Genomic DNA, 20,859 nt, shown 5'->3' on the forward strand with positions numbered 1-20,859 from the left:
CAAACGCCTGCGCCGCGTTGCCGACGGACGCGGGAACGCGGCCGCCAGGCGGCGGCCAGGCGACGCCACGGACCTCACGAACGCCTCGAGACCTGGGATTCCAGCCCGAAGTGCCGGCGATAGCGATCGTCCAGCGCGTCGATGGACAGCAGCATGGGGAAATCGGCCGTGTTGAAATCGGCGTCCCAGGCCGGTTCGCCGCAGACGCGGGCCCCCACCTTCAGGTAGCCCTTGATCAGGGGCGGCACGCGGGTCGGCAGGTTGCAGTCCAGGCGCTCGACGGGAAGGCGGTGCAGCGGCTGCACGCGCAGGTCGCGGGCCTGTTCGATGTCGGCCGCCACCGAGCGGTACACCCCGGCCGCGGTCGCGCCGTCGTCGCGCAGGCTGACGCTGGCGCAACCGAACACGTAGCGCTTTCCGGTGCGGCGCAGGAACTCGGCCAGCCCCGACCACAGCAGCATGATGACGGCGCCGCTGCGGTAGTCGCGATGGGTGCAGGAACGTCCGAACTCGACCAGCTCGCTGCGGATGGCGCCCAGGCCGGACAGGTCGAACTCGGATTCGGAATAGTAGCCGCCGGCCTGGCGGGCCTGATCGGGCCCCAGGATGCGGTAGGTGCCCACGACCCGGCCGGTATCCAGTTCGCGCACGATGAGGTGTTCGCACCATGCATCGAACCGGTCCTCGTCGATGCCGTCGATGGCGGTCGGGAACACGGCCCCCATGTCTTCGGTGAACACCTCGTAGCGCAGGCGCTGGGCTTGCCGGACCTCTTCCCAGGAACGCGCCAGCCCCACAGCCAGGCCGGGGGTCTGGACACCGCCTTGAAGTTCGTCGGCCAGGCCGCGACGCGCTTCGATGCGGGTGAATTCGAGCATATGCACACTCCTTGACAGGTAAGTCGAGTGTCGGTGCTTAGCGTTTCACGTCATTGACAGAATAATGACGGTACCATGAATCGGTCACAATCCGTGCCCTTGTTGAAACGCCTGCTTACGAATGGAGCCCCCCCCTACGCGCTTACGCGCGCCCCCCAGGGGGCGAAACCGGCGGACCGGCAAAGCCGGATCCGCGGTTTCCTGGGTCTAGGGAAACTGTCTTGGACTGAAGCACCGGTGCTTCGCTGGCAGCCAGCGAAGCACCGGCGCCACAACCCGAGAAACGGGTACTAGACCCAGGATGCGGTGGATCCGGCTCCGCCGGTCCACCCGCATCGCCCCCTTGAGGGGGCCCGCGTAAGCGGGTAGGGGGTGGGCTTTCCTTGCCCGCGTCAGCGGGTAGGGGGTGGGATTCCCCTCCCTAGACAAACTCGGGATTGATGACCGCGCGGACGACGACCTGGAAGTCTTCGTCGCGCTGGCGGCGGGCCAGCCACCACAGGCCGCCCTTCTTCAGGCTCCAGGGCAGGTCTTCGCCGGCCAGCAGGGTGCTGGCCACACGCCCCAGCGTGGGCTGGTGGCCCACCACCAGCACCGATCGCGGCGACAGGGGCCAGCCGGAGGCGGCCAGGACGTGGGCGGGCGCGGCCTCGGGCGCCAGTTCCGGCACGACGGTGTAGTCGCAGCCCAGGGCGTCGGCGGTCTGGCGCGTGCGCACCGCGGGGCTGGCCATGACCATCAGGTCGGAAGGGCCATGGGCCCGGAGCCACGCGGCGACGGCCTCGGCCTGCTTGTGCCCGCGCCGCGTCAGGGCGCGCTGCAGGTCGTTCGGGCCGTCTTCAGCCTCGGCGTGGCGCCAGAGAATCAGGTTCATGGATGCTGCTTGCATGGTCATGATCGAAGCTCCCGATTTTGCCTGCCGGGCATGACTGAGGCTTGACAGACCCTAGGCCAGGCTGGCGGACAGGAGTCCCAGGCACTCGTCGACCAGGGCCTCCTCGGCCGCCTCGACCATCAGGCGCAGCTTGGGCTCCGTACCCGAGGCACGGATCAGTACCCGTCCCTGGCCGTCCAGGCGCCGCTCGACCTCTTCCCTGGCATGGGCCAGCCCGGCGTGCTCGTGCCAGTCCAGGCCCGGCGCGAGCGGAACGTTCACCAGCTTCTGAGGATACAGCCGCAGCGGCTCCAACAGCTCGGCCAGCGACTTGCCCTGGCGGCGCATCGCCGCCAGGACCTGGAGCCCGGCCATAGTGCCGTCCCCGGTCGTATGCCGGTCCAGGCACAGCACGTGGCCGGAACTCTCGCCACCATACAGCCAGCCCTTCTTGCGCAGCATCGCCAGCACGTAGCGGTCGCCCACGGCGGCGCGCGCGAACGGCACGTTCAGGTCGCGCATCCGGTGCTCGAAGGCAAGATTGGTCATCTGCGTACCGACCACGCCCGCCACCGGCCCGGCCAGCAGGCGATCCGTCACGATGGCATACAGCAGCTCGTCGCCGTTGTAGCGCCTGCCGTCGCCATCGACCATCAACACGCGGTCGGCATCGCCGTCGAGCGCGATGCCCAGGTCGGCCTTCTGCGCCTGCACCGCCTCGGCCAGCGCGTCCAGGTGGGTGGCGCCGACGCCGTCGTTGATGTTCATCCCGTTGGGCGCGCAGCCTATGCAGCTCACGGTGGCGCCCAGTTCCTCGAACACCGCGGGCGCCACGTGGTAGGCAGCGCCATGGGCGGCGTCGATCACCAGCCGCATGTCGGCCAGGTCGAGGTCGTTGGGGAAACCGCTCTTGCAGAACTCGATGTAGCGGCCCGCCGCGTCCGTCAGGCGCTTGGCGCGGCCCAGCTTGCCGGACGGCACGCATCCGACCGGTTCGCCCAGCGCCGCCTCGATGCGCAGCTCGACCTCGTCGGCCAGCTTCATGCCCGTGGCCGAGAAGAATTTGATGCCGTTGTCGAAATAGGGATTGTGCGAAGCGCTGATCACGATGCCGGCCGACAGGCGCAGCGCCCTGGTCAGGTATGCGATGGCCGGCGTGGGCATGGGACCGGCCAGCAGCACGTCGATGCCCGCCGCGGACAGCCCGGCCTCGAGCGCCGATTCCAGCATGTAGCCGGAGATGCGCGTATCCTTGCCGATCAGGACGACCGGCTTCCCTCCCTCGCGATGTTCGGCCGTCAGGACCCGACCGGCCGCATACCCCAGGCGCAGCGCGAATTCCGCGTTGATGACCTTTGATCCGACCTTGCCCCGAATGCCGTCGGTTCCGAAATACTTGCGTCGTCCAACCATCTTGGATGGCCCCCTGCTTGTTGTTCTTGTCCGCGCGAGAAGCGCGCGGCCATCATTCGTCCCAGGCCCGCACCGCTTGCCAGACCTTCAGGGCGTCCACGGTGGCCGCGACGTCGTGGACGCGGACGATGGCCGCCCCGCGGTCCACCGCGGCCAGGGCCGCCGCGACGCTGCCCGCCACCCGTTCCCCCACGGGCTTGCCGGTCACCGCCCCGATCATGGTCTTGCGGGACACTCCGATTAGTAGCGGATATCCCAGCGCACCGATAGTGGGCAAACTACGCATGAGCTGGTAGTTGTGGGCGGTAGTCTTGCCGAACCCGAATCCCGGGTCCAGGCAGATCCGCTCGCGTGCCACGCCTGCCGCCAGCAGGCGCTGCGCCTGCTGGCGCAGGAAGGCGGCCACCTCGCCGACCACGTCGCCGTAGACCGGCGCCTGCTGCATGGTGCGCGGTTCACCCTGCATGTGCATCACGCACAAACCGCTCGCCCCCCGCGCCACCGCCTCAATGGCCCCCGGCTGCCGGAATCCGTAGATATCGTTGATCATGTCGGCGCCCGCATCCAGCGCCGCCCGCATCACCGCCGGCTTGAAGGTGTCCACCGACAACGGCACCCCGCAATCCCGCAGCGCCTCGATCAACGGCAACAGCCTTGCCAGCTCGTCCTCCAACGACACCGGCGCGGCCCCCGGCCGCGTCGACTCGCCGCCGATATCCAGCATGTCGGCCCCTTCGGCGACCAGTTGCCGCGCATGCGCGATCCCCGCATCCAGCGCCAGACTCTTCCCCCCATCGGAAAACGAATCCGGCGTGACGTTGATGATCCCCATGACCAGCGGCCGGGAAAACTCAAGAGAAAAGCGACCGCACTGAAGCCGAAGCGGAGTATCGGAATGAATTGGCACGGAACCCTGCATGCATGCTTACGCCACGAAACAACAAAGGGCGGCAAAAACGCCGCCCTCCACCAGCCAGTTGCCCTCCCAGGGCACGGCGGATCCGGCTCCGCCGGTCCGCCAGTGCCGCCCCTGGGGGCCGCGCCAAGCGCGTAGGGGGACCGCTAAGCCACCGCTGTTGCGTTCTGCGCGACGCCGCCGGTGCTGGGCGGCGTGTTGGGCGGCGCGCCGGCCGAATCCGAGGCCTTGGGCGGCCGCGGCGGACGTCCGTCGATGATGTCGTTGATCTGGTCCGCGTCGATGGTTTCCCACTCGAGCAGCGCGCGGGTCATGGATTCGACCTTGTCGCGGTTGTCCTCCAGGATCTTGCGCGCCACCGCGTACTGCTCATCGATGATGCGGCGGATCTCGCCATCGACCTTCTGCATGGTCGCCTCGGACACCTGGGTCGTCTTGGTGATGCTGCGGCCCAGGAACACCTCGCCTTCGTTCTCGGCATAGACCATGGGGCCCAGCGAGTCGGTCATGCCGTAGCGGGTGACCATGTCGCGCGCGATCTGGGTCGCCCGCTCGAAGTCGTTCGAGGCGCCGGTGGTCATCTGGTTCATGAAGACTTCTTCGGCGATGCGGCCGCCGAACAGCACCGCGATGGTGTTCAGCATGCGGTCCTTGTCCATGCTGTAGCGATCGCCCTCGGGCAGCTGCATGGTCACGCCCAGCGCGCGGCCGCGCGGGATGATGGTGACCTTGTGCACCGGGTCGGTCTTGGGCAGCATCTTGGCGACGATGGCGTGGCCGGACTCGTGGTACGCGGTGTTGCGGCGCTCTTCCTCGGGCATGACGATGGAGCGGCGCTCGGCGCCCATGATGATCTTGTCCTTGGCCTTCTCGAAGTCCAGCATGTCCACCGTGCGGCCGTTGCGGCGGGCGGCGAACAGCGCGGCCTCGTTCACGAGGTTGGCGAGGTCCGCGCCCGAGAAACCGGGCGTGCCGCGGGCCAGGATGGTGGCGTCGACGTCGGACGACACCGGCACCTTGCGCATGTGGACCTTCAGGATCTGCTCGCGGCCGCGGATGTCGGGCAGCGGCACCACGACCTGGCGGTCGAAGCGGCCCGGGCGCAGCAGCGCCGGGTCGAGCACGTCGGGCCGGTTGGTGGCGGCGATCACGATGATGCCCTGGCCGGTCTCGAAGCCGTCCATTTCCACCAGCATCTGGTTCAGGGTCTGCTCGCGCTCGTCGTTGCCGCCGCCCAGGCCGGCGCCGCGCTGGCGGCCGACGGCGTCGATTTCATCGATGAAGATGATGCAGGGGGCATGCTTCTTGGCGTTCTCGAACATGTCGCGCACGCGGGCCGCGCCCACGCCGACGAACATCTCGACGAAGTCCGAGCCGGAGATGCTGAAGAACGGCACCTTGGCCTCGCCGGCGATGGCGCGCGCCAGCAGGGTCTTGCCGGTACCCGGAGAACCCACCATCAGCACGCCGCGCGGAATGCGGCCGCCCAGCTTCTGGAATTTCGAGGGGTCGCGCAGGAAGTCGACCAGTTCCTGGACGTCTTCCTTGGCCTCGTCGCAGCCCGCGACGTCGGCGAAGGTGACCGTGTTCGAGTTCTCGTCCAGCATGCGCGCACGCGACTTGCCGAAATTGAACGCGCCGCCGCGTCCGCCGCCCTGCATCTGGCGCATGAAGAATATCCAGACGCCGATCAGCAGCAGCATCGGGAACCACGAGACGAAGATGCTCATGAAGAGCGAGGGCTCTTCCTTGGCCTTGCCCGACACCTGGACGCCGTACTTCATCAGGTCGCTGACCAGCCAGAGATCGCCGGGGGACGTGATGCTGTAGGGACGGCCGTCGGTGGGCGTGACGCTCAGCACATCGCCCTGGATGTCGACTTTCTGGATGCGCCCGGCCTTGGCCTCTTCCATGAACTGGGAGTAGGACACGGTGTCCTGCGGACGGGTACGGCCCTCGAACTGCTTGAAGACCGTAAACAGGACGAATGCGATCACCATCCAGACCGCGACTTTGGAGAACATGTTGTTCAAGGTCGATCTCCTACTTGATTGCCGATCGGTCGACCTGCCGGAAAATATCCGGCCCGATCGGACACTAAGTCCGATTCTACTATTGTCGGCCGCCGGGATTCTTCAGCCCCACCCCCACGAGAAAGGTCTCGGAGGATTTGTCCCGCGACGCCTTGGGCTTGCGTTCCACCACTCGGCGGAAAGTCTGCTTGAAGCTCTGCACGATCTGGGAAAAACCGCTGCCGTGAAATGCCTTCACGATCAGCGCCCCGTCGGGCTTGAGATGCTCCTGCGAGAATTCCCGTGCCAGATCGCACACATGCTGGATACGCGCCGAGTCCGCGGCACCGACCCCCGATAGATTGGGGGCCATGTCCGAAATAACAAGGTCCACCGGCTGGCTGCCCAGCAGGGCCTCGAGCTGGCGCAGCACCTCTTCCTCGCGGAAATCGCCCTGGATGAACTCCACCCCGGCCACCGGCTCCATGGGAAGCAGGTCCAGCGCGATGATCCGTCCCCGTATCGTACCCTGCGGACCGGCCAGGCGCTCGCGGGCGACCTGGGACCAGCTGCCGGGCGCCGAACCGAGGTCGATGACCACGTCGCCCGGCCGCATGAGCTTCTCGGTGTCCAGGATCTCGGTCAGCTTGAAGGCGGCCCGGGCCCGGTATCCCTTCTGCTGCGCGAGCTTCACGTAGGGATCGTTGATGTGCTGGTGCAACCAGTTCTTCGAAAACTTGTTCTTGGCCATATCTGCCCGGTCATCCGGGTCGGTATCGATTCAAATCAATGCGGCATCGCCGCGCCATCCGGAGCATACTGCGGTCCAGGGCCCGCTCCCCCGAAACCCAAAGGAGCCATCGCGCCGCCGGCCCGGCTCCCGTACAATCTCGCCATGCCAGTCCTAGACATCAATTCGACACTGCGCAGCGCCCTCCGGGCCGCTGCCCACCCGCTCAAACCGGTCGTCCTAATCGGCGACAAGGGCCTGAGCGAAGCCGTCCTGCAGGAAATCGACCGCAACCTCTCGGCGCACGGCCTGATCAAGGTCCGCGCCGGCGGCGAAGACCGCGCCACGCGGGATGAACTGCTCTACCAGATCTGCGGCGAGCTTTCCTGCGCGCCCGTCCATCACCTGGGCAAGGTCTTCATCCTGTACCGCCCGACCGAGCGCGATCCCGATGCCGCCGGCCTGCTGGGCGCCCGCAAGCCCAAGTCGGACGTGTCCACGCTGGGCACCGGGGCGCGCAAGGCCAACGAAGCCCACCTGCCCAAGAAATTGGCGGTGGCCGGCAAGCCCGCGGCGCCGGCCCGTACCCGCGCGGAACGCCAGGATCGCGCCGAGCGCGGCGACGGCGCCCTGACCGCCCGGGAACGCTACCTGGGCACGGACAAGCGCCAGCGGCCATCCACCCACGAGGAAACCGGTTCGCGCCGGGGCGCCGCGCGCACCACGCCGGCCCGCCGGCCCTCGGGCCTGGGCTCCACGCTGGGCGCGGCCCGCAAGACCGCCTCGGGCAAGCCGGCGGCAAAACGGGCGGGCAGCGCGCTGTCGCTGCGCGCCGGCGCCCGCAGGCGGCCGGCCTCGGCCCGTCAACGCACGACCGCCACCAGCCGCAAACCCAGAACCGCCACCAAGAAGTAAAGCACGCTCGACACCCCGTGCCAGGTCCCGAAATCCGCCCAGGCGGGTACGGCCTGGCCGGCGGCGATCAAGGCCCGCCCGTAGTCCATCACGGGCCGGGTGCCGAAATACCCCAACCCTACTCCCACGGCCATGACCAGCACGGTGCGGCGCCCCGCCGCTCCCAGCGGCAACCCGCGCCCCAACCGGTCCAGCAGCAGCATCGACAACGCCACCACCAGCCCGCCATAGGCCAGCAACCGGAACAACGACCCCGCCGTCGCCGCCGCGCGCATGGGCTCGAGCTGCGAAAACAACAACGGCACCACCAGCAGCCCGATCGTCCAAAGCGCCCCACACCACAGCGCCGCCAACAGCCGCACCACCGTAGCCATCAATCAGCCTCCAGGGCAGACCAACACATTGAATCAGGACAAAAATAGGGCAAAAGAACCCCACCCCCTCAAGTCCAGGATGCGGTGGATCCGGCTCCGCCGGTCCACCCGCATCGCCCCCTGGGGGGCGCGCGTCAGCGCGTAGGGGGGGGACTATATATACCGGACGTCCAGAACCTCGTACTCCCGGATGCCGGACGGCGCCTGCACCTCGGCCACGTCGCCGACCGATTTGCCGATCAGCGCGCGCGCGATGGGGCTGGATACCGAGATCAGGTTGGACCGGATGTCCGCCTCGTCGTCGCCCACCACCTGGTAGGTGACACGCTCGCTGGACTCCAGGTCCTCCAGGTCGACCGTAGCGCCGAACACGATGCGGCCGCCCGCGTCCAGTTCGACCGGATCGATGATCTGCGCATTCGACAGCTTGGCCTCGAGCTCCTGGATGCGCCCTTCGATGAAGCCCTGTTTTTCCTTGGCGGCATCGTATTCGGCGTTCTCGGACAGGTCTCCCTGGGCGCGGGCATCGGCGATCGCGGTGATCACGGCGGGTCGCTCCACCGTCTTGAGTCGATGCAGTTCCTGCTTCAGGCGCTCGGCCCCGCGCAAGGTCAGCGGAATGGCAGCCATGTGTACTTCCTTTACGTCTGTGGATTTCGCATCCCCGCGAAGGCGCAAGCTGGCGCCTGCCGCGCTACGTGCGCGGCCGGGAATGGCGATGGTGAAAAATAAAACCCCGGCTCGATCAGGAACCGGGGCGATCAATGTAGATTGTCCGAAAACTGGCGAGAACGCGCAAGCGCCCTCGGGCAAACTTTACCGTTTGAAAACCAAGGGTTAACCCTTGGAACGACTGGCCGGCCGCGCCGCCATGGCTATTCCCAGCACCAGCACCCCCAGCAGGACGATGTGGAACACGAGGTCCGGCCAGGTCTGCGGCCCCACTCCGATCACGATGGTGAAAACGCCCACCAGCGTCCCCAGCAGGGCGAATGCCTGGACCCCCACCGCAATGCGGCGGGCCGCGCCGGCCCACCGCCGCCCCGCAAGCAAACCCAGAATCAGCACCCCGGCGATGATCCCTTCGGCCGTGGCCGCCCTCGCATGCCCGTAGGCATGGCCCAGGACGCCGGCATGGACCAGGCTGGCGGCGGCGAACAGCGCGGCCTCGGCCGCCAGGAAACGGGCGACTTTCGGGCGGATGCTCGTCTCGTTGCGTAAGGCATTCATGGCTTCTCCTGACGGTTTGCCGGACGGACCATCCCTTCCGGCCAATTATTTTGAATGATCAAAATATTTTATTGATCAAAATATGTCAACATAGGCCGACTGGAAATTCGTGAACCGCGATGACGACCTCTCCCGACCAGCCGGATGCCAGCGCCGCCGACGCCTGGAAACTGATGTTCGATTTCCTGATGAAGTCGGCCCCCCAGCGCCTGGAGAGCCAGCAGAAGCATGGCCTCACGCCCAACGATTCGCGCGCGCTCTTCTCGCTGGACAAGGCGGGGAAGCCGGTGGGCACGCTGGCGCGTGAGTGGGGGTGCGATCCATCCACGGCGACCTGGCTGGTGGACCGCCTCGAACGCGCAGGGCTGGCCGAGCGGGTACCCTCGCCCGACGACCGGCGGGTCAAGCTGGTGCGTGTGACGCGCAGGGGTACGGAGACCCTGCAGGACCTGATGGCCGCCTATCAGCGCCCGCCCGCGGAGATGTCACGCCTGTCACGGGACGAATTGGCGGCGCTGGTCGGCATCCTGGGCAAGCTGCGCAAGGACGCCTGACGGCGCCCTTCCCTTGCCTTCGCATCTGGCGGCGCGCCAAGACAAAGGGCGCTCCCCCTTGCGGGGAAGCGCCCTCGCCGGGAACGTTCCGGCGGGAAGCCGTCAGGCCACCGAGCGGTGCAGTTCCTGCAGCGAATACACCTGCAGGCCGGCGCCCTGGCGCATGTACTGCATGCCCTCGACCGCCGCCCAGGCGCCCGCCACCGTCGTGTAGTAGGTGACGCGCGAGGCGAGCGCCGAGGTCCGGATGGCCCGCGAATCGGCGATCGCGTTGCGGCGCTCTTCCACGGTGTTGATCACCAGCGCGATCTCGCCGTTCTTGACCATGTCGACGATGTTGGGCCGGCCCTCGGTGACCTTGTTGACGACCTTCACCGGGATGCCCGCGGCCTCGATGGCGGCCGCCGTGCCGCGCGTGGCGACCAGCGAGAAGCCCAGGCCGTGCAAGCCGCGCGCAACCGCGATGACCTTGCCCTTGTCCTCGTTCTTGACGCTGATGAAGGCGGTGCCGCTTTCAGGCAGGCGCACGCTGGCCGCGAGCTGCGACTTCACGAAGGCCTCGCCGAAGCTCTCGCCCACGCCCATCACTTCGCCGGTGGACTTCATCTCGGGTCCGAGGATGGTGTCCACGCCCGGGAACTTCACAAACGGGAACACCGCTTCCTTGACCGAGAAATACCTGGGCACGATTTCCTCGCCCAGGCCCTGGTCGTCGAGCGAACGGCCGGCCATGGCGCGGGCGCCGATCTTGGCCAGCGGCAGCGAGGTCGCCTTGGACACGTACGGCGCGGTGCGCGAGGCGCGCGGATTCACTTCCAGCACGTAGACGGTGCCCTGCTGGATCGCGAACTGCACGTTCATCAGGCCGACCACGTTCAGCGCGCGCGCCATCAGGCCGGTCTGGCGCTTGATTTCCTCGATCAGCTCGGCCGACAGCGAGTACGGCGGCAGGCAGCAGGCCGAATCGCCCGAGTGCACGCCGGCCTGCTCGATGTGTTCCATCACACCGCCGATGAAGACGCGCTTGCCGTCGGACAGGCAGTCCACGTCGACTTCGATGGCGTCGTTCAGGAAGCGGTCCAGCAGCACGGGCGAGTCATTGCTGACCTTGACCGCCTCGCGCATGTAGCGCTCGAGGTCCTTCTGCTCGTGCACGATTTCCATCGCGCGGCCGCCCAGCACGTAGCTGGGGCGCACCACCAGCGGATAGCCGATGTCCTGGGCATGCGCCAGGGCCTCGGCCTCGGTGCGCGCCGTGCGGTTGGGCGGCTGGCGCAGGCCGAGCTTGTGCAGCAGCTTCTGGAAGCGCTCGCGGTCCTCGGCGATGTCGATGGATTCCGGGCTGGTGCCGATGATGGGCACGCCGTTGGCTTCCAGCGCCTTGGCCAGCTTCAGCGGAGTCTGGCCGCCGTACTGGACGATCATGCCGACCGGCTTTTCCTTGTCGACGATCTCGAGCACGTCCTCCAGCGTGAGCGGCTCGAAATACAGCCGGTCGGAAGTGTCGTAGTCGGTCGAGACGGTTTCCGGGTTGCAATTGACCATGATGGTCTCGAACCCGTCCTCGCGCAGCGCCATGGCGGCATGCACGCAGCAATAGTCGAACTCGATGCCCTGGCCGATGCGGTTCGGTCCGCCGCCCAGCACGATGACCTTCTTCTTGTCGGTGGGGTTGGCCTCGCACTCTTCCTCGTAGGTCGAGTACATGTAGGCGGTATGCGTGGCGAACTCGGCCGCGCAGGTGTCGACGCGCTTGTAGACCGGACGCACGTCGTACTGGTGGCGCAGCTTGCGCACCTCGGTCTCGGTGGTGTCCAGCAGATAGGCCAGGCGGCGATCGGAGAAACCCTTGCGCTTGAGCTGCCAGAAAGTGTTGCGGTCGAGATCGGCCAGCGTCTTCTTCTCGAGCGCCAGCTCGATATCGACGATTTCCTTGATCTGCGCCAGGAACCACGGATCGATGTGGGTCAGCTGGTGCACTTCCTCGAGCGAAAAGCCCTGCGCGAAGGCGTCGCCCACGAACCAGATGCGCTCGGGACCGGGCTCGCCCAGCTCGACCTCGATGCGCTCGCGATCGGTGGTCTTCTGGTTCAAGCCGTCCACGCCCACTTCCAGGCCGCGCAGCGCCTTCTGGAACGACTCCTGGAAGGTACGGCCGATGGCCATCACCTCGCCCACGGACTTCATCTGCGTGGTCAGGTGGGCGTCGGTCTGCGGGAACTTCTCGAACGCGAAACGCGGCACCTTGGTGACCACGTAATCGATGGTGGGCTCGAACGAGGCGGGCGTCGCGCCGCCGGTGATGTCGTTGCGCAGTTCATCCAGCGTGTAGCCGACCGCCAGCCGGGCCGCCACCTTGGCGATGGGGAAGCCCGTGGCCTTCGAGGCCAGCGCCGACGACCGCGACACGCGCGGGTTCATCTCGATCACGATCATGCGGCCGTTGGCCGGGTTGACCGCGAACTGCACGTTCGAACCGCCGGTGTCCACGCCGATCTCGCGCAGCACCGCGATCGAGGCGTTGCGCATCAGCTGGTATTCCTTGTCGGTCAGCGTCTGCGCCGGGGCGACCGTGATCGAGTCGCCGGTGTGGATGCCCATGGGATCCAGGTTCTCGATGGAGCAGACGATGATGCAGTTGTCGGCCTTGTCGCGCACGACTTCCATCTCGAATTCCTTCCATCCGACCAGCGATTCCTCGATCAGCAGTTCGCTGGTGGGCGAGGCCTCCAGGCCGCGGCGGCAGATGGTCTCGAATTCCTCGGCGTTGTAGGCGATGCCGCCGCCCGTGCCGCCCAGCGTGAAGCTGGGCCGGATCACGACCGGGAAACCGCTGGTGCCGGTCTGCTCGGCGATGCGGCGCTGCATGTCCCAGGCTTCGTCCATGGAGTGGGCGACGCCCGACTTGGCCGACTCCAGGCCGATGCTGGTCATCGCGTCCTTGAACTTCTGGCGGTCCTCGGCCTTCTCGATCGCATGGGCGTTGGCGCCGATCAGCTCCACGCCGTACTTGGCCAGCACGCCCTGCTTGTCGAGGTCCAGCGCGCAATTCAGCGCGGTCTGCCCGCCCATGGTGGGCAGCAGCGCGTCGGGGCGCTCTTTCTCGATGATCTTCTCGACCACCTGCCAGGTGATGGGCTCGATGTAGGTGACGTCGGCCGTTTCCGGGTCCGTCATGATCGTGGCGGGGTTGCTGTTGACCAGGATCACCTTGTAACCCTCGGCCTTCAGCGCCTTGCAGGCCTGCGCGCCCGAGTAGTCGAACTCGCACGCCTGGCCGATGACGATCGGGCCGGCGCCGATGATGAGGATGCTTTGGATATCTGTACGCTTGGGCATGACGCGGCTTAACCTTGTTGCTTGCTCTGTTGCATCAGTTGGGTGAACCGATCGAACAGGACGACGATGTCGTGGGGTCCCGGGCTGGCCTCGGGATGGCCTTGGAAGCAGAACGCCGGCCGGTCGGTCAGCTCGAAGCCCTGCAGCGAGCCGTCGAACAGCGACACGTGCGTGACGCGCGTATTGGCCGGCAGGGTCTCGGGGTCGACGGCAAAGCCGTGGTTCTGGCTGGTGATGAAGACCCGGCCGGTGGCGACGTCCTTGACCGGATGGTTGGCGCCGTGGTGGCCCAGCTTCATCTTCAGCGTCTTGGCGTTCAGCGCCAGGCCCATGATCTGGTGTCCCAGGCAGATGCCGAACACCGGGATCCGGCGCTCGAAGAAGGCGCGGGTGGCCTCGATGGCGTAGTCGCAGGGCTCGGGATCGCCAGGGCCGTTCGACAGGAACACGCCGTCGGGATTCAGGGCCAGCACCTCGGCCGCCGGGGTCTGCGCCGGCACCAGGGTAACGCGGCAGCCGCGGTCCACCAGCAGGCGCAGGATGTTCCACTTCACGCCGAAATCATAGGCGACGACGTGGAAGCGGCCATCGCCCTTGGGCGCGTGGCCGGCGCCCAGGCGCCAGATGCCTTCGGTCCACTCGGCGGCCTTGTCCACGGACACGACCTTGGCCAGGTCCAGGCCCGACATGCCGGGGAATTCGCGCGCCAGGCGCAGGGCTTCCTGTTCGTCGCTGCCGGCGTACACGCAGCCGTTCTGGGCGCCCTTGTCGCGCAGGATCCGGGTAAGCTTGCGGGTGTCGATGCCGGCGATGCCCACGACGTTCTGCTGGACGAGATAGTCGGACAGCGAACGCTGCGAGCGGAAATTCGACACGACCAACGAGTAGTCGCGCACGACCAGGCCCGCCACGTGGACCTTGGCGGCCTCGCGGTCCTCGTCGTTGATGCCGGTATTGCCGATGTGGGGATAGGTGAGCGTTACGATCTGGCGGCTGTAGCTGGGATCGGTAACGATCTCCTGGTACCCTGTGATGGCGGTATTGAACACGACCTCGCCCACTGCATGGCCAGGCGCCCCGATGGACGTGCCACGAAAGATCGTGCCGTCGGCAAGCGCCAGTATTGCGGGGGTAGTCTCGGGAAAGAGAGACGGCAACAAGAGAGAATCTCCGAATGGAGTCCTCCTCCCGAGGGTACGCCAACAGGCGCCGCAAGGTGTCGGGCGGCACAACCCGGCTCAGCCATTCTTGCGCAGCTTCCTGCGCGGGCCTGGCGCGGTGCCAACTCGCCACTCGCCGCCGTCCTGCGGCACCGGAAACGGGCACGGGACGGCGAATCGCATGGCGGCACCAGGCCTTCGACGGCTACGGCTGCAACAGATGATCTGCAGCACGCGGTTGTACGAATCAGCAGCGGGGATCGGGGTACGCGCTAAGGGGAGGACGTGGAATTTGAACGTCAAACCTTACAATTATAGCTTATAGAACCTGTTATACGGAGGAACCGTGTCCAACCAGCTCGAAGCCCTGCGCCAGCATTCCGCCGTCGTCGCCGACACGGGCGACTTCGAAGCCATGCGGGCGTTCCGTCCCACCGACGCCACGACCAACCCTTCCCTGATCCTGAAGGCGGTCCAGAAGAGCGAATACCGGCCCCTGCTGGACCGGGTGGTGCGGGACCACGCGGGCGCTTCCACGGCCGAGCGGATGGACCGCCTGCTGGTGGCCTTCGGCCAGGCCATCCTGGACATCGTGCCGGGCCGGGTCTCCACCGAGGTGGATGCCCGCCTGTCCTTCGACACCCGCGCCACGGTCGAGCGCGCCCGCGCCATCATGGCGCTGTACGCCGCCGCGGGCATCCCCAGGGAACGGGTGCTGATCAAGATCGCCTCGACCTGGGAAGGCATCCAGGCCGCGCGCGTGCTGCAAAGCGAGGGGGTGCGCTGCAACATGACCCTGCTGTTCTCGCTGGAGCAGGCCATCGCCTGCGCCGAGGCCCGGGTGCAGCTGATCTCGCCCTTCGTCGGCCGCATCTACGACTGGCACAAGAAGAACCAGGGCGCGGCCTGGGACGAGGCGGCCAACGCCGGCAGCGCCGATCCGGGCGTGCAGTCGGTCCGGCGCATCTACGACCACTACAAGCGCGCCGGCGTCCCGACCGAGATCATGGGCGCCAGCTTCCGCAATGTCGGGCAGATCCTGGCGCTGGCCGGATGCGACCTGCTGACGATCAGCCCCGAGCTGCTGGGCCAGCTGCAGGCGGCCGACGGCGCGGTGCCCCGCCAATTGACGCCCCCCGGCAGCACCGTGCCGCCCGGGGCGCAACTGGGCGAGGCCGATTTCCGCTTCGCGCTGAACGAGAACGCGATGGCCACGGACAAGCTGGCCGAGGGGATACGGGCGTTCGTCGCGGATGCGCGCAAGCTGGACGGGCTGCTGGAAGGAACAGGCCAAAACCAACCTCCCTCCCGGCCAGCTATTTCCTGATATTCGGATCCCATGCGGTATCCACCACCATGAAGGCCGGCAGAGGTACCGCAGCGGCTTCGCTCCACGGCAGCTCATCAACAGGAATGTCCAGCAGCACCCATTGTGACTCAGGCCCCAACCTCAGCGCCTCGCGCAATGCCCCACCGGGCCGACCCGACAGGGCGTAGCGCGCCGGCCATCCGGCAGCGACCAGCCCGCGCGCCCAAGTGCCGGCCTTCTCGGCATCGCCCATGAGCGGCGACGGCACGCGCATGAAGATCTCGACCCCATGCCTATTCAAGTCGGCGCAGGCTGGTGGAAACCCCACCCCTTGCTCCGGTGCGAGCGCCAGCATGACGGAAGGCCGAGGCGAGGTGGAGTGCTCGGCTTCAACCGCCCCCCCCTGTTTTCCCAACCAGGCATCCAGACGTACGCACAGCCCCTGAAGCGGCAAGGACGCGCCATCCAGCCAAAGCGGTAGGTGGCGGGCCGACGCCACTCGCGCCAACGCATCCAGAGCCCAGCCCGGCGCCTTCTTGTCCAAAGGCGCCGCATCGATCTGCTCCTCATCCATTTCCAGCCTAGTAGCCAGACAATCAGCAACGATGGCGCCGCGGTTGGCTTTGGCCCAGGTATTGACCCCGCCGTAGCAAAGCGCGGGGCGTGACTTTCCGGCCGATCGCGCCTTGCTATTGAGCCAGATGGTCGCTGCCGGGTCGGTCAGATCGCGAGCATCGGAGCGGTGCTCTCGTTCGACGCCATGGGTACGCACATAGACCATTCCATCGACCAGTTTTCTGACCACGACAGGAACGAGTGCCTCTTCAGCATCCAAGCCTACCCCCCGGTAGTCATGCTGGCTGCCCTGGACCCGATATCCAAGCAGCGACAGTATCGTGGCCGGCACCTGGGCCAGGGTTGCAGCCCGACGGGCCTCGGCTGCTTCCCGAAACTCGGCAAATAGCTTCGGGTTGACCTGCTGCGCGGCACGATTGAAATACATCAGGAACGGCACCCTCGTCATTTCGTGCTGGAAACGCGAGGAATCATGCCCCACCCCGGTCCCTGGAGACTCCCCGTGATCCGAAAAATACAGCACGACGGTCGGCGCCTCCTCGTTCGCGACCTGCCGGAACAGATGAGCGAGATTGCCATCGATATAGCGCATCGCGTCGTCGTAATCAGCGATGACAGGCCTTGCCGCCGCGCCACCTCCCTTCACGCCGTCCAGCAAAGACTCGATGCGATTTTGCACACTGTCCAGCAGGCCAGGTTTGTCCGCCCCTTGAACCACTCCCTCGCCATAGATCAGCGACGGACTGGCGTCATTCAGAAAAGCATCCCCTGTCCGCCTGGCTCGCGGCGGGATATGATCGGCGTACACACCATGCCCGGCATAGGAATGCAAGAATGCCACCGCCGTTCCGGCGGGCCGGAACGTCTTGAATTTCTGCACGGCGTCGCTGAAAAAAATATCGTCCCAGACACGGCTCGCTTCACCTTGCGCGGCACTCTGCCCCAAGACAGAGGTGGCGCTGGCATAGTTCCGGGAATCCACTCCGGAGAAAATGATGGAGCTGGCCAGATTCCAAACCCCCGTATTTCCCTGGGTGCTCATGAGAAAGGTCGGTATGTTCAGGTGCTTCAAGACATCGACCAGCGACGCACGCGGCCTGTCGGTGATCGGCAGATAGTCGGAACCGCCCGGGATCCCGATACTCAAGGCCTCGAGCAGACTTTGCGAGGTCAGAGTCTGCGTCGAAACAACATTCTCGAATTTCAGCAGCCCTGCGTGCTCCCGGGCAAAAGCGGCCAGTTGCGGAGTCGTGCTCAAGGGGTAACCGTACAGACTCCAGTGCATACTGGTGGTCGACTCCCCGATGTAGACGATCACCCGCATCTCCGAATTGCCCTGGGGAACAAAGGTGAGACGCTCCGCCTGGTTCGCGAAATGCTTGCTGGCACTCGCATAGATATCGGAATTGGAGCGAAACTGCGGCGCGATCTCGCTCAACTGCCACACCAGGGGAACTGCGATGGACGCCACCGCCGCCAGGAAAAGACCGCTGCGCTCCCAGCGCAGCAAAGCCGGCCATCCGAACCGCGTTGCCAGCCATCTCCACCCCAACCCCAGCGCCAAGGTCAACGCCGCCGTCGCGACGACAAGCACAAGCACGCGATCCCAATGCATGGGCACGAGTGTCGCACCCAGCGTTTCCAGGAAAAACCAGGCTTCCGATATCGCGAATTTCTGTGCTTCGGCCAGCGAATCCTGACCTAATGTTTGAAGCCAATCGCTGACAGGCTGAAAATACCTGACCAGCCAGATACCCAGAACTGCCCAGAGAATCGCCCGGATACGGCGCTGGCGGCGGAAAGCAAGCAATGCAAACAACAGAAAACCGTTGAGAAACAAGACCCGCAACACCATTGACCTCCGGATGCCGATATCCGAGACTCGCGACGCCCCCCCAACCAGTCTGAAGGGCGACCCGCTCAGCCCTGGAGGACAATCAGATCGGTAATGACTGAGTTACGGAGGAAACTGGACGACGCCTGAAAAACAGACAGAGAAAAACAGAAAACGCGGGACAGCTTGGTACCATCTTTCCCGCAAAAACCGCCGACGGATGCTGGAGGCGAGTTTAGTATACTCACGCGACACTCGGGGATAGGTCACATCGATTGCGATTTCTGCTGTTTTCGGCCGAAACCCACCGAGCTTGCTTACTCGCCCACAGCGATCGCCGGACGCCACCGATAGACGAGATAAATGCGACCATGAATCAAACGCCCGCCCGCCATACGGTCGCTTTGCGGTCGCCTATTCACGACGACACCTTGATCTCGTTCAATCAGATTCTCGCAATGCTCAAGGCACGCAGGCGGCTCATCCTGGTCGTGCTGAGCATGACAATTCTGTGCTGTGGGCTCGCCGTGCTGCTCCTGCCGCGCACCTGGACCGCGTCGACGGACATCTATATCGATACTTCGGCGGTCGACAGCCGGCTGGCCGCGCCTATCGGCATGTTCAACGAAGGTTATGCCCAGGTGCAGATCGACATGCTGACGAGCCAGCGTGTCGCAGATAAGGCCATCGACCAGTTGGGCTGGCGGCAGGGAGCCGACTATGCGGCTCAAGTCGCCCGGCACGGCAAGTCCGATGCCGACGCGCTACTCATCACGAAGCTCACAAAGAACACGGAAATCATCAGCGGCCGCGGCAGCCAGCTATTGACGCTGATGTACCGTGACCAATCTCCGGCAACGGCGCGCGACGCAGCCAATGCCATCGTCCAGGCCTATATCTCTGTCAGCCAGGATCTGGCGACCTCCTCCGCTCGCAATCGGTTCGAGCAGTACGAACACCAGATCGATCAATTGCGCAACGAAACCAATACCATTCAGGCTGACCTCACCCGCTTCAAGCAGGAAGCAGGCATTCTCAGCAACACAGAGGAAAGCGACCTGAGTATGCAGCGCCTGCAAAGCCAGACGTCTGCCCTGGCCATGCTGCAGAACCAGCGCCTGGAAGCCCAGGCCCAGGCCGCCAATGCGCGCCGCCTGATCAGCCAGGGAATCGCGCCAGCGGAATTACCCGGCATCGCCCAGCTGCCCACCATTCAGGACCTGAAGTCCGCCATCGTCGCCATACAGCGCAAGCTTAACGAAGCCCGCAGCACTTACGGTCCGCGCCACCCGACCATGCTGGCATTGCAGGCCGAGCTGGAACAGAGCCGCGTGCGCCTGGCCCGCGAGGCCCAGACGGCACTCGATGGCATGCTGGCCGATGACGCGCGACTGGCGAGCCAGGAGCAAGGACTCCGCCAGGATCTCGCCGCAGCGCAGGCCGACGTCTTGAAAAGAAAGGGGCAACGGGACCGCATCGCCGACTACGAGCGGCAACTCGCCAGCGTCCAACAGATCTACAACTCCGCGCTGCAAAAATACGACAGTCTGCTTTTTGCCAGCCAATCGACGCTCACCAACATTTCGGTCATGCGTCCCGCCGATCTGCCTAGCGAACCCAGTAGCCCCAAGGTGATGCGCAGCCTGGCCGCAAGCGCCGTGGTCGGTCTGCTGCTGGGTGTCGGACTGGCACTCATGCTCGAGCTCGCCACCCGGCGCATCCGCTGCCCTGAAGACCTGATGCGTAGCACCCACTTGCCTCTCTTGGCCTCCATCGGAAAAACAGGGGCAGACGGCAGGAGGAAAGCCCGATGAACGAACACAGCGACGCTTCCCAATCTACCTCGCCAAGCCGGATGGGCGAGCGCTTCATCCAGGCAGGCCTGCTCACGCCGGCGCAGATCGAGCAAATCAGCCGTTTACAGGCAGAAGAGCAACTGCGCTTCGGCGAAGCAGCGATCAAGCTGGGATTCCTGCGCCAGGACCAGGTGCTGGCTGTGCTGAACGAGCAGTACAACTACGCCACCGCCCTGACTTCGTCGACCACGTTATCGCCTAACCTCTCCATCGCTCATGCGCCCTCCAGCGCCGAAGCTGAAGCCGTCAGAAAAATCCGCACCGCCCTGCTGGGGCTGATCACGGAAAATCAACCGTTTTCCATTGCCATCGCCAGCCCGCGAGCGGGCGAGGGCAAGAGCTATCTGGCGGCAAGCCTGGCGATCGCCTTCTCCCAGTCGGGGCAAAAAACCGTGCTGGTCAACGCCGACCTGCGCACCGCTTCGCCGGATCGGCTTCACGGGCTGGCGATCGCTCAAGAAAGTTCGAGGCAGCCAGCCGCCTTGTCGAGCATTCTTGCAGGACGCAGCAGCCTTCAGGAACTGCCCTCTGTTCCAGGCTTCCCGTCACTATCCGTGCTCGATGCGGGTCCGCTGCCACCGAACCCCCAGGAATTGCTGAATGAACCGCGTCTGCGCAACCTGATCCTGGCCTTGCATCAGACTTACCAGATCGTCATCCTTGACACACCTCCAGCACGGGAGTCCGACGATGCGTCGATCATCGTCCGGCAAAGCGACGCCTGCCTCTTAGTCGGCCGCCAGGACTGGAGCAAGTTGCGCGAAATGGAAAGTCTGCGCGACGCGCTGCTCAATACCGGCACGCAGATCGCGGGCGTGGTCTACAACGCCTACGGCACGGACTCCCGTTCATGGCACCGGTCCGTTCGGCTCCCGTGAAAGATTCCGCC

The 20,859-nt window shown here is 65.6% G+C and carries 17 protein-coding genes; 5 read left to right on the top strand and 12 right to left on the bottom strand.

The genetic code is table 11. The features are described 5' to 3' along the window. Window positions 1–74 precede the first annotated feature (74 nt). The 6 genes from ABD104_RS11285 to ABD104_RS11310 all read right to left on the bottom strand — a co-directional run bounded on the left by ABD104_RS11285 (window position 75) and on the right by ABD104_RS11310 (window position 6,844). Window positions 75–878, bottom strand: coding sequence for a GNAT family N-acetyltransferase (locus ABD104_RS11285; protein ID WP_087839707.1), 804 nt, complete (start codon window positions 876–878; stop codon window positions 75–77). A 421-nt stretch (window positions 879–1,299) separates the two neighbouring features. Then, the gene (locus tag ABD104_RS11290; protein ID WP_087839708.1) at window positions 1,300–1,752 is read right to left on the bottom strand and encodes a SixA phosphatase family protein; all 453 of its coding nucleotides are present in this window, start codon (window positions 1,750–1,752) and stop codon (window positions 1,300–1,302) included. Between the two features lie 72 nt (window positions 1,753–1,824). Next, window positions 1,825–3,165 carry a phosphoglucosamine mutase gene (gene glmM / locus ABD104_RS11295; protein ID WP_343927552.1) on the bottom strand — a complete coding sequence of 447 codons (1,341 nt, stop codon included), beginning with the start codon at window positions 3,163–3,165 and terminating at the stop codon, window positions 1,825–1,827. A 52-nt stretch (window positions 3,166–3,217) separates the two neighbouring features. After that, entirely contained in the window at window positions 3,218–4,084 is an 867-nt protein-coding gene (gene folP / locus ABD104_RS11300) for a dihydropteroate synthase (RefSeq protein WP_343927553.1), read from the bottom strand. 143 nt (window positions 4,085–4,227) lie between these two features. Beyond that, window positions 4,228–6,114, bottom strand: a complete 1,887-nt coding sequence (ftsH, locus tag ABD104_RS11305) for an ATP-dependent zinc metalloprotease FtsH (protein WP_087839711.1) — start codon at window positions 6,112–6,114, stop codon at window positions 4,228–4,230. Between the two features lie 79 nt (window positions 6,115–6,193). Beyond that, on the bottom strand, window positions 6,194–6,844 hold the full coding sequence (locus ABD104_RS11310; RefSeq protein ID WP_124690438.1) for an RlmE family RNA methyltransferase: 651 nt from the start codon (window positions 6,842–6,844) through the stop codon (window positions 6,194–6,196). A gap of 144 nt (window positions 6,845–6,988) precedes the next feature. Here ABD104_RS11310 and ABD104_RS11315 point away from each other — a divergent pair, with 144 nt between their 5' ends. Beyond that, window positions 6,989–7,738, top strand: a complete 750-nt coding sequence (locus ABD104_RS11315) for a YhbY family RNA-binding protein (protein ID WP_343927554.1) — start codon at window positions 6,989–6,991, stop codon at window positions 7,736–7,738. On the opposite strand, the gene ABD104_RS11320 is transcribed toward ABD104_RS11315, so the two are convergent. The 3 genes from ABD104_RS11320 to ABD104_RS11330 form a co-directional block, all read right to left on the bottom strand. Continuing rightward, a complete protein-coding gene (locus ABD104_RS11320) occupies window positions 7,687–8,112 on the bottom strand; it encodes a DUF4149 domain-containing protein (RefSeq protein ID WP_242621634.1) in 426 nt (141 codons plus the stop codon). The two genes, ABD104_RS11315 and ABD104_RS11320, sit on opposite strands and share 52 nt — an antisense overlap. Before the next feature lie 153 nt (window positions 8,113–8,265). Further along, the gene (gene greA / locus ABD104_RS11325; RefSeq protein ID WP_087839715.1) at window positions 8,266–8,742 is read right to left on the bottom strand and encodes a transcription elongation factor GreA; all 477 of its coding nucleotides are present in this window, start codon (window positions 8,740–8,742) and stop codon (window positions 8,266–8,268) included. A gap of 207 nt (window positions 8,743–8,949) precedes the next feature. Next, window positions 8,950–9,342, bottom strand: coding sequence for a hypothetical protein (locus tag ABD104_RS11330; protein WP_343927555.1), 393 nt, complete (start codon window positions 9,340–9,342; stop codon window positions 8,950–8,952). A 119-nt stretch (window positions 9,343–9,461) separates the two neighbouring features. Here ABD104_RS11330 and ABD104_RS11335 point away from each other — a divergent pair, with 119 nt between their 5' ends. After that, window positions 9,462–9,896, top strand: coding sequence for a MarR family winged helix-turn-helix transcriptional regulator (locus tag ABD104_RS11335; protein WP_343927556.1), 435 nt, complete (start codon window positions 9,462–9,464; stop codon window positions 9,894–9,896). 102 nt (window positions 9,897–9,998) lie between these two features. Here ABD104_RS11335 and carB read toward each other — a convergent pair whose 3' ends face one another. Together carB and carA are read right to left on the bottom strand one after the other, a co-directional pair. Beyond that, a complete protein-coding gene (gene carB, locus ABD104_RS11340; protein ID WP_343927557.1) occupies window positions 9,999–13,235 on the bottom strand; it encodes a carbamoyl-phosphate synthase large subunit in 3,237 nt (1,078 codons plus the stop codon). A gap of 8 nt (window positions 13,236–13,243) precedes the next feature. Beyond that, window positions 13,244–14,395, bottom strand: a complete 1,152-nt coding sequence (carA, locus tag ABD104_RS11345; RefSeq protein WP_087839719.1) for a glutamine-hydrolyzing carbamoyl-phosphate synthase small subunit — start codon at window positions 14,393–14,395, stop codon at window positions 13,244–13,246. A gap of 346 nt (window positions 14,396–14,741) precedes the next feature. On the opposite strand from carA, the gene tal reads away from it, so the two are divergent. Then, a complete protein-coding gene (tal, locus tag ABD104_RS11350) occupies window positions 14,742–15,722 on the top strand; it encodes a transaldolase (RefSeq protein WP_343927558.1) in 981 nt (326 codons plus the stop codon). Here the strand turns inward: tal and ABD104_RS11355 are convergent. Then, window positions 15,712–18,135: a sulfatase-like hydrolase/transferase gene (locus ABD104_RS11355; RefSeq protein ID WP_343927559.1), complete on the bottom strand. Its 2,424-nt coding sequence runs from the start codon at window positions 18,133–18,135 to the stop codon at window positions 15,712–15,714. The genes tal and ABD104_RS11355 overlap by 11 nt on opposite strands. A 350-nt stretch (window positions 18,136–18,485) precedes the next feature. Between ABD104_RS11355 and ABD104_RS11360 the strand changes: the two genes are divergently transcribed. Together ABD104_RS11360 and ABD104_RS11365 are read left to right on the top strand one after the other, a co-directional pair. Further along, entirely contained in the window at window positions 18,486–19,928 is a 1,443-nt protein-coding gene (locus tag ABD104_RS11360; RefSeq protein ID WP_343927560.1) for a Wzz/FepE/Etk N-terminal domain-containing protein, read from the top strand. Then, window positions 19,925–20,848, top strand: a complete 924-nt coding sequence (locus tag ABD104_RS11365; RefSeq protein WP_343927561.1) for a polysaccharide biosynthesis tyrosine autokinase — start codon at window positions 19,925–19,927, stop codon at window positions 20,846–20,848. Before ABD104_RS11360 ends, ABD104_RS11365 begins: the two co-directional genes overlap by 4 nt. Window positions 20,849–20,859 lie beyond the last annotated feature (11 nt).

It is taken from the genome of Pigmentiphaga daeguensis (assembly GCF_039523035.1).
Taxonomy (GTDB): Bacteria; Pseudomonadota; Gammaproteobacteria; order Burkholderiales; family Burkholderiaceae_B; genus Pigmentiphaga; species Pigmentiphaga daeguensis.